Here is a 12,974-nt window from a genome sequence, read left to right as displayed (position 1 = left end):
AAATTTCCGGGCAAGGTCGTCGGAAGTTTCCTTCAAGTTGTAGCGGTTTGCATGAACTGGTGGGAAGTGCGTTCCATCGATAGTCTCTGGTGGTCACTGAAAATTCAGTGGCAGGGTGTAGGAACCCTTCAAGACTAGAGAGGACGCTTTGGCGTCGTCACCTGTATTTGCGGCCGGCAACGTGCGTCCGTAAGATCAGTTGCGGCGGCTCTGCGCGGGCACGCTTCGGTGTGGTCGAGTTCTCTGGTCTCGATATTCCTACCCCGCGTATAGCTGCCACCCAAGCCTGTAGGAAGGCCGATGGTAGCTTCCCTTCTTACCAGAGGTTTAAAAATGACAAATCTTCACCCCGATCCACCCTACGAAAAACCAACTCCTCCACCCAAAAGCCGTTTCATGGCACTGACCAGCAACTGCGACGACATGCCCACCTTGTTCGTCGATACCCTCGCACCACTCGACGTTTTATACGACGCAGCCAGCTATCGAATCCGCGCCGTCACCCAAGTAATGGAAAACCTGTCGATGCGCGGCTCTATCGAGTGCGAGTCCTTCATCCTCAGTGACTTTGCCCTGCTCTGCGCCATTCCGTTGCGGGACGGGTGTGATGTGCTGGATGTGTTGGGGCGGCGGTTGAAGGCTCGGCCTTCTGCGTAGCGCCGCTGAATGATCGTTTCCACGTGCTGCGTGGGAACGATCACTGCCCGCTCAGCCGCGAAGCCCTGACGTTCGCCTCGGTACAAGGTAAACTTCCCGGCCTTCGCAGGAGCAATCATGAATTATCGTCACGCCTTCCATGCCGGCAATCACGCCGATGTGTTCAAACACCTGACCTTGACCCGCCTCATCGCCCTGATGTCGCGCAAGGAGCAGCCGTTTGCCTATCTCGACACTCACGCCGGCATTGGTCTGTATGACCTGCAAGGCGATCAGGCGAGCCGTACCGGTGAGTACCTGGAAGGCATTGCGCGGTTGTGGGATCAGCCGGATCTGCCGGAACTGACCGCCGATTACATGAAGGTGCTGCACGACATGAACCCGGATGGCCAGTTGCGCTATTACCCGGGGTCGCCGGAGCTGGCGCGCCGTCTGACGCGGCCGCAGGATCGGGTGATGCTCAACGAGAAGCACCCCGAAGACGGTGTGTTGCTCAAGGACAACATGGCCGGCGACCGTCGGGTGAAGGTTCACTTGGGCGAAGGCTGGCATGTGCCGCGTGCGATGTTGCCGGTGCAGGAGAAGCGGGCGGTGATGTTGATTGATCCGCCGTTTGAACAGCTCGATGAGATGCAGCGTTGTGCGGCGTCGCTGAAAGAAGCGATTGGCCGGATGCGTCAAACCGTGGCGGCGATCTGGTACCCGGTGAAGGACCAGCGCATGTTGCGTCGTTTTTATCAGGATCTGGCCGGCACGGGCGCGCCGAAATTGTTGCGGGTGGAGTTGCTGGTGCATCCGCTGGACACGCCGAACAGTCTGAACGGTTCCGGGTTGGCGATCGCGAACCCGCCCTGGGGGCTGGAAGAGGAATTGCGTGAGCTGCTGCCGTGGTTGTCCAAGAAGTTGGGACAGACCCAGGGTGGTTGGCAGATGGATTGGTTGATCGCCGAATAACCACGGCAAACGAAAACCCCTGTAGGAGCCGGCTTGCTGGCGATGGCGGCCGGGAGATCCGCGCTGGATTTTCCGCCGTCATCGCCAGCAAGCTGGCTCCTACAATTGGATCTGCGTCAGATCGGATTGGGTGGATGACGCCGGTCCCGCCAATCAGTCGTGTGCCGAGCGCAATATCGTGGCTGACACACAACCTGTAGGAGCCGGCTTGCTGGCGATGGCGTCCGGGAGATCAACGCTAGACTTCCCGCTGCTATCGCCAGCAAGCCGGCTCCTACAATTGGATCTGCGTCAGATCGGATTGGGTGGATGACGCTGGTCCCGCCAATCAGTCGTGTGTCGAGCGCAATTTTGTGACTAACACATAACCTGTAGGAGCCGGCTTGCCGGCGATGGCGGCCGGGAGATCCGCGCTGGATTTCCCGCCGTCATCGCCAGCAAGCCGGCTCCTACAATTGGATCTGCGTCAGATCGGATTCGGTGGGTGACGCTGGTCCCGCCAATCAGTTGCAATATCGTGACTGACACATAACCTGTAGGAGCCGGCTTGCTGGCGATGGCGTCCGGGAGATCAACGCTAGACTTCCCGCTGCTATCGCCAGCAAGCCGGCTCCTACAATTGAATCTGCGTTGGGTCAGATTGGGCAGGTGACGCCGGTGCCGCCAATCCCGCAGTAGCCTTCAGGGTTCTTGGCCAGGTACTGCTGGTGATAGGCCTCGGCGAAGTAGAACGTCGGCGCTTCTTCGATTTCTGTGGTGATGGTGCCTTTACCTGCCTTGGTCAGTTCGGCCTGGAACACTTTTTCGCTGTTCTTTGCCGCTTCCAGTTGCGTTGGGTTGGTGGCGTAGACCACCGAGCGGTACTGCGTGCCGATGTCGTTGCCCTGGCGCATACCCTGGGTCGGGTTGTGCAGTTCCCAGAACATTTTCAGCAGTTCTTCATAGCTGACTTTCGCCGGCTCGTAGACCACCAGTACCACTTCGCTGTGGCCAGTCAGGCCCGAGCAGACTTCTTCATACGTCGGGTTCGGGGTGAAGCCGCCGGCGTAACCCACCGCCGTACTCACCACGCCGTCACGCTGCCAGAACTTGCGTTCCGCGCCCCAGAAGCAGCCCAGACCGAAGATCGCAAAATCCACGTCCATGGCGAACGGGCCCAGCAGCGGGGCGTCGTGGACGAAGTGTTTTTCCGGCACGGTCATCGGGGTTTCGCGGCCAGGCAGAGCTTGTTCTTTAGTAGGGAGCACGTTTTTGTTCACCAGAATTTCCGAGCGCAGAACCATGATCAGTCCTCTCAGTCAGGTTTAAATGTAGGTAGTCAGACCGCCAGTTTGCCCAATGCCGCCTGGTTAAGCACTACCCAATGTGGGAGCGAGCAGGCTCACTCCTACAGGGAATGCGGTGTGCTCAGGCGAGTGGGCCGCGTGGGTAGCGCTTGAGCTTTTCGATCAGCTCGGAGCCCGGGATCGGTCGGTCGAACAGGTAGCCCTGGCCGACGTCGCAGCGGTGGCGGCGCAGGAAAGCCAGCTGTTCGGCCGTCTCGATGCCTTCAGCCACGACCTTGAGTTTCAGGTTGTGGGCCATGGCGATCACTGCGGAGGTGATTTCCATGTCGTCCTGGTTGTCCGGGATTTCGTGAATGAAGCTTCGATCAATCTTAATGATGTCGATGGGGAATTTTTTCAAGTAACTCAGCGACGAGTAACCGGTGCCGAAGTCGTCCATGGCCAGGGTCAGGCCCAGACGCTTGAGCTGGTCGAGCTGCAAGTGGGTGTCTTCGGTGGCTTCCAGCAGCAGGCCTTCGGTCAGTTCCAGCTCCAGCAGGCTCGGCGGCAGCGCTTCTTCCTTGAGGATGTTGGCAATCGACGACACCAGGTCCGGGTCGGAGAACTGCTTGGGCGACAGGTTGATCGCCACTTGCAGATTGCCCAGGCCGGCGGCCGTCAGGTCTTTGCTCATGCGGCAGGCCTGGCGTGCGATCCATTTGCCGATCGGGATGATCAACCCGGTTTCTTCGGCGACGCTGATGAACTGGTCCGGGCGGATCATGCCTTTTTCCGGATGGTTCCAGCGCAGCAGCGCTTCCATGCCCAGCAGGCGACCGCTGCGCAGGCACAGCTTGGGCTGGTAGAACACGTCCAGCTCGTTCTGCGTCAGGGCGCGGCGCAGGTTGTTCTCGACGAACAGTTTGTAACTGGCCTCGGCGTTCAGCGCTTCGGTGAACACCTGGACCTGATGCTTGCCGTTGGCCTTGGCCTTGTGCAAGGCGAGCCCGGCGTTACGCATCAGGGTTTGCGGGTCGCGGCCGTGCAGCGGCGCACAGGCCAGGCCCACGGAGCCAGTGACGCTGATCAGCTGGTTATCGACGAACATCGGTTTGTCGAGGGTCGCCAGCAGTTGGTTGGCGACTTGCTGGCCCATCGCGAGGTCGGTGTTGTCCAGCAGCACGGCGAATTCGTTACTGGCGAAGCGCGCCAGGCTGCCGCTAGGGATCAGGCTGTTGCGCAGGCGCCGGGCCAGGCTGATCAGCAGTTTGTCGCCGGTCTGGTGGCCGAGGCTGTCGTTGATCCGCTTGAAGTTGTCGATGTCCACCAGCAGCAGGCTGATCGGGGTATCGCTGTCTCGGGCGAAACGTTCATCCAGATTTCGGATAAACGCCGGGCGGTTACCGAGGTTGGTCAGGTTGTCGGTGTAGGCCAGGCGCTCGATGCGCTGCTGGGCGAGTTTGGTCTGGGTGATGTCTTCGTAGATGCCGATGTAGTGCGTCAGCTCACGGTTGTCGCCGTACACCTTGGAAATCGACAACTGGCCCCAGTAGGGTTCGAGGTTTTTGCGGCGGCTCTTGAATTCGCCCTGCCAACTGTTGCTCTTGGCCAGCGCCGAGGGCGCGTCGAACAGCAGTTCGCTGAGGTTTTCCAGGGCCGGCAGTTCCGACAGCCGCTGGCCGTGGACTTCTTCGGTGGTGTACTGGGTGATCGCGGTGAAACTCGGGTTGACGTATTCCACCACGCCGTCGCAATTGACCAGCAAAAAGGCGTTGGCACTTTGCTCGACCGCACGCTGGAACAGGTGCAGGGCGCTGGTGGCGGTGCGACGGTTGTGGTTGTTGATGACCTGGGCGAATTGGTCGGCCAGCTCGCCGGCGAAGGCGATTTCGTCGGACTGCCAGGCGCGGGTCGCACCGGTCTGCTCCAGACAGAGCACGCCGACCACTTGGCCATCGACACGAATGCTGGCGTCGAGCATCGCGTTCACATCACGCGGGCGCAGGCTTTCGGCCATTTCCCGGGTGCGCGGATCACGAATCGCATTGTGGGCATCGATTGCACGGCTGCCGTGCAGCGCGTCCATGTAATCGGGGAAGCCACTGATGTCGATCGGCGCCGGTAGGGCGTATTCCTGGGTGGCGCGGTGATACGCCGAGATCGGCACCAACATCGAACCGTCGAGGTTCCACAGGCTGGCACAGTCGATTTCGTAGATGTCACAGGCGCTGCGGGTGATCAGCTCGGCGGCTTCTTGCAGGGAATTGCCGGTGCTGTAGCGCTGACGGGTCAGCAGCAGGATCAAGTCTTGCTGGGCGCGCACGCGGTCCAGGTGCAGGAGCTGTTCCTGTTGGGCGCGCTGATTGAGTTCCAGGGCGATCTGCAGGCGCGAATTCTGGGTTTCCAGGTCCAGCGCCGGCAGCAGCGGCTCGCCTTCGAACATGCCATCGACCACCAGCAGGTAGCCGCGCAGCAGGTGTCGATTGTGTTGTTTGTAGGCTTCGCCCAGTTCCAGCAGGCTCAAGGTGCCTGCGGCGGTGTGCAAGGTATAGCGGATCAGGTAATGCGGGCTGTCGGTGAGTTGGTGCTGGACCGCGTCATGCAGCTGATAGCGCGCTTCGGGCTCCATCAGGCTGGCGTAGGGCGAACCGACCAGCGCACAGAGCTCCACCGCGGGCAGGCCGAACTGTCGCTCGCAATTGGGATCGAGAAACAGCAGCGCCCAGCTGGGTTCATTCAGCCGTTCGAAACGCAGCATGCCGAGCCGCGAGGGCACCGGTAACTGCGTCACTACCTCGGCCACCATACGGCTGGCGGCATCGGGTTGGCTTTTCATGGAGGGAAACTCGCTTCGAATGTGCTGATCGCGCCGGGCTCTCGCCCTCTTTACTGTTGCCTGCGGCAAGGTTGCATCATTGCGACACCGACTGACAAGAGACATGAAGGCCAAGTGCTATAAGAATATGTCGGCCGGCGTGAGCATTTCTTCAGTAATGACTGAAAACTAACGTATTTCGCTGGAAAAAGCGTTGCGGCTGATCGCCAGCAAGCCGGCTCCTACAGGGAGGTGGGGTAATTCACAACCGGCGGAGCGATACCGGACCTGTAGGAGCCTGGCTTGCCAGCGATGGCGGTCTGAAGGGCGGCGCAAAATTTGAGGCCGCCATCGCCAGCAAGCTGGCTCCTACAGGGGAGGTGGAGTAATTCTCGATCTGCGGAGCGACACCGGACCTGTAGGAGTCTGGCTTGCCAGCGATGGCGGCCTTGAGAGTGGCGCAAAATTTGAGGCCGCCATCGCCAGCAAGCTGGCTCCTACAGGGGAAGGTGGAGTAATTCTCGATCTGCGGAGCGACACCGGACCTGTAGGAGCCTGGCTTGCCAGCGATGGCGGTCTGGAGGGCGGCGCAAAATTTGAGGCCGCGATCGCCAGCAAGCCAGCTCCTACAGGGGGTTGCGTGATTTCTCGATCTGCGGGGCGATACCGGACCTGTAGGAGCCTGGCTTGCCAGCGATGGCGGCCTGAAGGGCGGCGCAGAGTTTGAGGCCGCCATCGCCAGCAAGCTGGCTCCTACAGGGGGTCGCGTAAATTCTGTAGGAGCCGGCTTGCTGGCGATGTTCTTGCGTCACCGCAACGTAATGCTCGTCGACTGTAAAAATTTGCCGTCGCGGTCGTGATAACGGACGTGGATCTGATCGGGCTCAACGATCAGGTGCGCAAAATTGTCCTGGCTGATCACCTCGCTGGTCAGTTCATGCCGATAATCTCCGGCGGCAGTCCGCACCAATGGCTGATCAAGGATGAAGGTGGAGGCTTTGGCGTAGGGCAGCAATTTGCTGTTGCACAGCGGCGAGGAGACGATGGTGTGCACCTCGAAATCCGGGTCTTCGCTATGGGTCAATCGACTGGTCAGGGAGCCGTGCACGTCACCGGACACGAAGAACACGTTCTTGATGCGGCGTGTACGAATAGTCTCCAGCAACCGTAGTCGTTGCTCCGGAAAGGCTTTCCAGGCGTCATCGCCCAGGCGTTTTCGGTCGGGGTAGAACATCACGCTGGTGACCACGAATTTGACCCGGGCCGGGCTGTGGATCAGCCATTCGCACAGGGCCTGCTCCTGCTCTTCGTCGAGAATGCGCCGGTCGCCGGCCGACAGGTTGCGCCGGGTCCGGCTGTCGGTGACAAACCACTCGATATCCCCGTTGGTGAATTGATACCAATAGCGCTTCAGGTGTCGATCGATGTTTCCATCTTTAAGCAACTCATGCGCCGGGCTATGGCTGGCTTGATATAACTCATAAGCGGCGATGGCATTGTTATAGAGAAGGTCATCGTTTTTGTTTTTATTGGCGGGCCAGTTGTCTTCGATTTCATGGTCGTCAAGGATCATGTAAGTCGGCGTGCCAGACATCAACTTTGAAATGTGTGGCTGGGAAAAAGCCATTCGGTACTTATTGAGTATTTCCTTGTATTCCCGATCAGGGGCGATGATGTTCAAGTCATCGATATAGACTTGGTCGCCGGTCATCAACAGGGCGCTGATGGGCGTTTCGGCGCGCTGCACCAGATTCGTGATGGTGGCAAAGATCCGGTCGCCCAGATGCGGGAACGAAGGTGCGCCGACCGTCATCCGCAGGTAACGGCATGACCCGACGATGTAAGCCCGTGACGCTGCCGGATTGCCAGACTGGGTGCTGAAACGGTAAACATGCCTGGGCCATTGCAACGGCAGTTCCTGAACCGTCTCCACGGTGTGCACGGGGCTCATGGGGCTGAACCAGCCTGCCTGGTATTCGTACTCGGTATCGGTGGCGAGATCGTTGAGGGCAAAGACGTCGCACATGTCTCGCGCGCTTGTCAGTTGTTTGAATATTGCTTTGGACCACGGCGTATCACCGCTGCGTCGATAACGAATTCCACCAAATACCAAAGTGTCTTCTTGTAACTCGCCACGTAAAAAGATACGGGCATGTTGAGTTGTAGTGTGGCCAATAATCGGGCCGACTGTAGGTTTAAACATATTCGAATCCATTCGAAGAGGTACTGACTTTTCAAGTAAGTTGACTGAACTTTTTGTCAGTCATTTGTGTAACTAAGCCTAGTGGGAGGCCAGCAAAAAATATCGTGCCGAAGTGGACTCAAGTTGTGGGCTAACTCAACCACGAACGTAGGAAAGTGACTTTCTTCAAGTCAAAAAAAGCCCCGCCAAATTGGCGGGGTTGAGGTACGAGCGTGGCGCTCGGAAAACGTGAAACGCGAACGGCCCTCCAGTGAAGGAGGGCCGGCCGGTGTTACAGCAAGATGGTGCGGATGTCCGCCAGCAGGCTGCTCAGACGCTGGGTGAAGCGTGCAGCAGCGGCGCCGTTGATCACACGGTGATCGTAGGACAGCGACAGCGGCAGCATCAGTTTCGGCTGGAAGGCTTTGCCGTCCCAGACTGGCTGGATAGTTGCCTTGGAAACACCGAGGATCGCCACTTCCGGCGCGTTGACGATCGGCGTGAAGCCGGTGCCGCCAATGTGGCCGAGGCTGGAAATGGTGAAGCAGGCGCCTTGCATGTCGTCAGCGGTGAGCTTCTTGTCGCGGGCTTTGGCAGCCAGCGCAGCGGCTTCGGCTGCCAGTTGCAACAGGCTCTTCTGGTCGACGTTCTTGATGACCGGTACCAGCAGGCCTTCAGGGGTGTCGACGGCGAAGCCGATGTTCACGTACTTCTTGCGGATGATTGCTTTGCCGCTTGGTGCCAGCGAACTGTTGAAGTCCGGCAGTTCCTTGAGCAGGTGCGCGCAGGATTTGAGCAGCAGCGGCAGGATGGTCAGCTTGACGCCAGCCTTCTCTGCAACGGCTTTCTGAGCGATACGGAACGCTTCCAGCTCGGTGATATCAGCCGAATCGAACTGAGTCACGTGCGGGATGTTCAACCAGCTGCGGTGCAGGCTCGACGCACCGATTTGCATCAGGCGAGTCATCGGCACTTCTTCGGTTTCACCGAAGCGGCTGAAGTCCACGACCGGAATCGGCGGGATGCCCGCGCCACCGGTTGCGCCGGCAGCAGCGGCCGGTGCTTCCTTGGCCTTCTGCATCATGGCTTTGACGTAAACCTGCACGTCCTCTTTCAGCACACGACCGTGCGGGCCGCTTGGGCTGACCGCGCTCAGCTCGACGCCGAATTCGCGGGCCAGTTGGCGTACTGCAGGGCCTGCGTGAACCTTGGCGCCCGATTTGGCCGGGGCCGCCGCAGGTGCTGGAACAGCAGGAGCAGCGGCGGCTGGCGCAGGAGCGCTCGGTGCCGCAGCGGCTGGAGCCGATGCCGGAGCCGGGGCAGCGGCAGGCGCAGCGCCTTTGACTTTCAGTTTCAGGATCAGGTCGCCGGTACCGACTTCGTCATCCAGCTTGATGGAAACGCTTTCCACCACGCCAGCGGCAGGCGATGGGATTTCCATGCTCGCCTTGTCGGATTCCAGGGTGATCAGCGACTGGTCGGCGGCGACGGTGTCACCGGCCTTGACCAATACTTCGATGATCTTGGCCTTGCCTGCCGAACCGATGTCCGGGACGTGAATGTCCTGAACGCTGTCGGCAACCGGTGCGGCCGGGGCGGCAGCGGCTGGCGCAGGTGCAGCGGCAGGAGCAGCCGCCTGAGCTGGCGCGGCCGCAGCCGGTGCCGCAGCACCTGCCACTTCCAGGTCCAGAATCAGGTCGCCGGTGCCGACTTCGTCGTTGAGCTTGACGCTGATGGCTTTGATCACGCCAGCGGCAGGCGATGGAATTTCCATGCTCGCCTTGTCGGATTCCAGGGTGATCAGCGACTGATCAGCCTCGACGGTGTCGCCGACCTTGACCTGGATCTCGATGATCTGGGCCTTGCCCGCCGAACCGATGTCCGGCACGTGCACTTGCTGAACCGAAGCGGCAGCAGGCGCAGCAGCAGGAGCGGCCGGCGCTGGAGCAGCGGCCGGTTTCTCTGCGGCTTTGGCTGCTGGCGCGGCAGCCGCAGGGGACGATGCAGAGGCTGGGGCAGCGGCACCTTCGACTTCCAGCTCCAGCAGTTCGTCGCCTTCTTTCAGGCGATCGCCCAGCTTCACTTTCAGGCTCTTGACGATACCGGCCTTCGGCGCAGGCACTTCCATGCTCGCCTTGTCCGACTCAAGTGTCAGGATGCTCTGGTCGGCTTCGATACGGTCGCCGACCTTCACAAACAGTTCAATTACTTCACCTTCACCGCTGCCGATGTCAGGTACGCGAATGAGTTCGCTCACAGAATCTCTCCTCAGCAGTCCAGTGGGTTGCGTTTTTCCGGGTTGATACCGAACTTGGCGATGGCTTCAGCCACCACTTTAGGTTCGATGTCACCACGGTCAGCCAATGCTTCCAGGGCTGCCAACACCACGAAATGACGATCGACTTCGAAGAAGTGACGCAGCTTTTTGCGGCTGTCACTGCGGCCGAAACCGTCGGTGCCCAGGACTTTGAATTCCTTGGACGGGACCCACTGACGAATTTGCTCAGCGAACAGCTTCATGTAGTCGGTAGACGCGATGACCGGACCTTGACGGCCGTTCAGGCACTCTTCGACGTAGCTCAGTTTAGGCTTCTGGCCAGGGTGCAGACGGTTGGTGCGCTCGACGGCCAGGCCATCGCGACGCAGTTCGTTGAAGCTGGTAACGCTCCACACGTCGGCGCCAACGTTGAACTGCTCACGCAGGATCTTCGCCGCTTCACGGACTTCACGCAGGATGGTGCCGGAGCCCATCAGCTGAACGTGGTGCGCCGCTTCGCGGGTGTCTTCTTCGAGCAGGTACATGCCCTTGATGATGCCTTCCTCGACACCGGCCGGCATGGCTGGCTGCTGGTAGGACTCGTTCATCACGGTGATGTAGTAGAAAACGTCCTGCTGCTCTTCGGTCATCTTCTTCATGCCGTCCTGAATGATCACCGCCAGCTCGTAGCCGTAGGTTGGATCATAGGTGCGGCAGTTCGGGATGGTGGCAGCCAGGATGTGGCTGTGACCGTCTTCGTGTTGCAGGCCTTCGCCGTTCAGCGTGGTCCGGCCGGCGGTGCCGCCGATCAGGAAGCCACGGGTACGGCTGTCGCCGGCAGCCCAGGCCAGGTCGCCGATACGCTGGAAGCCGAACATCGAGTAGAAGATGTAGAACGGCAGCATTGGCTGGTTGTGGCTGGAGTACGAAGTACCGGCAGCGATGAAGGAGCTCATGGCGCCCGCTTCGTTGATGCCTTCTTCGAGGATCTGGCCCTTCTTGTCTTCCTTGTAGAACATCACCTGGTCTTTATCGACTGGCTCGTAGAGCTGGCCGACGGACGAGTAGATGCCCAACTGACGGAACATGCCTTCCATACCGAAGGTACGGGCTTCGTCCGGGATGATCGGAACGATGCGCGGGCCGATTTCCTTGTCCTTGACCAGCTGCGCGAGGATCCGCACGAAGGCCATGGTGGTGGAAATTTCACGGTCGCCCGAGCCGTCGAGGATCGCCTTGAGCGTATCCAGCGATGGCGTCGGTACGCTGAAGCTCTGCGCGCGGCGCTGTGGCACGAAGCCGCCCAGTGCAGTGCGGCGCTCGCTCAGGTAGCGGGCTTCGGCGCTGTTTGGCTCTGGCTTGAAGAACGGCAGGTTTTCCAGCTGGTCGTCTTTGACTGGAATGTCGAAACGATCGCGGAACAGCTTCAAGCTTTCAACATCAACTTTCTTGGTGTTGTGCGCAGTGTTTTTCGCTTCGCCGGCACCGGTGCCATAACCTTTGATGGTCTTGGCCAGGATGACGGTCGGTTGTTCTTTGTGGTTGACCGCTTCGTGGTACGCCGCGTAGACCTTGTACGGGTCGTGGCCGCCACGGTTGAGTTTCCAGATCTCGTCGTCGGACAGGTCTGCAACCATCGCCTTGAGTTCTGGCGTGTTGAAGAAGTGTTCACGCACGAACGCGCCGTCTTTGGCTTTGTAGTTCTGGTACTCGCCGTCGATGACTTCGTCCATGCGACGTTGCAGGATGCCGTCGACGTCTTTGGCCAGCAGTGGGTCCCAGAAACGGCCCCAGATGACTTTGGTCACGTTCCACTGAGCACCGCGGAACACGCCTTCGAGTTCCTGGATGATCTTGCCGTTGCCGCGAACCGGGCCGTCGAGGCGCTGCAGGTTGCAGTTGATGACGAAGATCAGGTTGTCGAGCTTCTCGCGGCCAGCCAGCGAGATCGCGCCCAGGGATTCCGGCTCGTCGCACTCGCCGTCGCCCAGGAAGCACCAGACTTTCTGCTTGCCTTCCGGAATGAAGCCACGGGCTTCCAGGTACTTCATGAAGCGCGCCTGGTAGATCGCCTGGATCGGGCCCAGACCCATGGATACAGTCGGGAACTGCCAGAAATCAGGCATCAGCCAAGGGTGCGGATAGGACGACAGGCCCTGACCGTCCACTTCCTGGCGGAAGTTGTTCATCTGGTCTTCGGTGATGCGGCCTTCCATGAACGCACGGGCGTAAACGCCTGGCGAGGTGTGACCCTGGAAGTAGATCAGGTCGCCGCCGTGTTCGTCGGTCGGGGCCTGGAAGAAATAGTTGAAGCCGATGTCGTACAGGGTGGCGCTGGAGGCGAAGCTGGAGATGTGACCGCCCAGGTCAGAATCTTTCAGGTTCGTACGCATCACCATGGCCATCGCGTTCCAGCGTACCAGCGAGCGAATGCGGCGTTCCATGAACAGGTCGCCAGGCATGCGTGCTTCGTGGGTAACGGGAATGGTGTTGCGGTATGGCGTGGTGATGGCGTAAGGCAATTGCGAACCGCTGCGGGTTGCGAGTTCGCCCATACGGGTCATCAGATAATGAGCGCGGTCTTCGCCTTCTTTGTCGAGAACCGATTCCAGGGCGTCCAGCCATTCCTGGGTTTCGACGGGATCGAGGTCTTGCATGGCTTGCTCCAGGGCGGAAAGGCTTCCAGAATCGGTTGCCTGAGTTTGCGACTGGCCTTGTGGGCAGACGATATAAATTCTTGGATTGCCGAGAGGTAGGATTCGGCGGCGTGTAGTTTTACTACAAATCATCGGGCATTTCAGCAATTCGAATGTATATACGAGTAGTAAAACTACAGATGAGCGG

General features: G+C 59.6%; 7 protein-coding genes. 2 read left to right on the top strand and 5 right to left on the bottom strand.

The window, feature by feature from the left end; translation table 11 throughout:
- Positions 1 to 333: 333 nt before the first annotated feature.
- Both ACYZUC_RS17870 and ACYZUC_RS17865 read left to right on the top strand, forming a co-directional pair.
- Positions 334 to 657 carry a hypothetical protein gene (locus tag ACYZUC_RS17870; protein WP_461989514.1) on the top strand — a complete coding sequence of 108 codons (324 nt, stop codon included), beginning with the start codon at positions 334 to 336 and terminating at the stop codon, positions 655 to 657.
- A gap of 117 nt (positions 658 to 774) precedes the next feature.
- Complete coding sequence (locus tag ACYZUC_RS17865; RefSeq protein WP_008025084.1) at positions 775 to 1,611, top strand: 23S rRNA (adenine(2030)-N(6))-methyltransferase RlmJ; 837 nt, start codon at positions 775 to 777, stop codon at positions 1,609 to 1,611.
- Between the two features lie 635 nt (positions 1,612 to 2,246).
- Here ACYZUC_RS17865 and msrA read toward each other — a convergent pair.
- The 5 genes from msrA to aceE all read right to left on the bottom strand — a co-directional run bounded on the left by msrA (position 2,247) and on the right by aceE (position 12,787).
- Positions 2,247 to 2,894, bottom strand: coding sequence for a peptide-methionine (S)-S-oxide reductase MsrA (gene msrA, locus ACYZUC_RS17860; protein ID WP_461989513.1), 648 nt, complete (start codon positions 2,892 to 2,894; stop codon positions 2,247 to 2,249).
- A 124-nt stretch (positions 2,895 to 3,018) separates the two neighbouring features.
- The gene (locus ACYZUC_RS17855) at positions 3,019 to 5,712 is read right to left on the bottom strand and encodes a putative bifunctional diguanylate cyclase/phosphodiesterase (RefSeq protein ID WP_461989512.1); all 2,694 of its coding nucleotides are present in this window, start codon (positions 5,710 to 5,712) and stop codon (positions 3,019 to 3,021) included.
- Between the two features lie 787 nt (positions 5,713 to 6,499).
- Complete coding sequence (locus ACYZUC_RS17850; RefSeq protein ID WP_461996726.1) at positions 6,500 to 7,894, bottom strand: alkaline phosphatase D family protein; 1,395 nt, start codon at positions 7,892 to 7,894, stop codon at positions 6,500 to 6,502.
- Between the two features lie 271 nt (positions 7,895 to 8,165).
- Positions 8,166 to 10,130, bottom strand: coding sequence for a dihydrolipoyllysine-residue acetyltransferase (gene aceF, locus ACYZUC_RS17845; RefSeq protein WP_461989511.1), 1,965 nt, complete (start codon positions 10,128 to 10,130; stop codon positions 8,166 to 8,168).
- Positions 10,131 to 10,141: 11 nt separating this feature from the next.
- Positions 10,142 to 12,787: a pyruvate dehydrogenase (acetyl-transferring), homodimeric type gene (gene aceE / locus ACYZUC_RS17840; RefSeq protein ID WP_461989510.1), complete on the bottom strand. Its 2,646-nt coding sequence runs from the start codon at positions 12,785 to 12,787 to the stop codon at positions 10,142 to 10,144.
- Positions 12,788 to 12,974 lie beyond the last annotated feature (187 nt).

It is taken from the genome of Pseudomonas sp. GT1P32, from assembly GCF_054897805.1.
The sequence above is the reverse complement of the archived record's forward strand: the minus strand, read 5'-3'. Positions and strand labels throughout refer to the sequence as shown.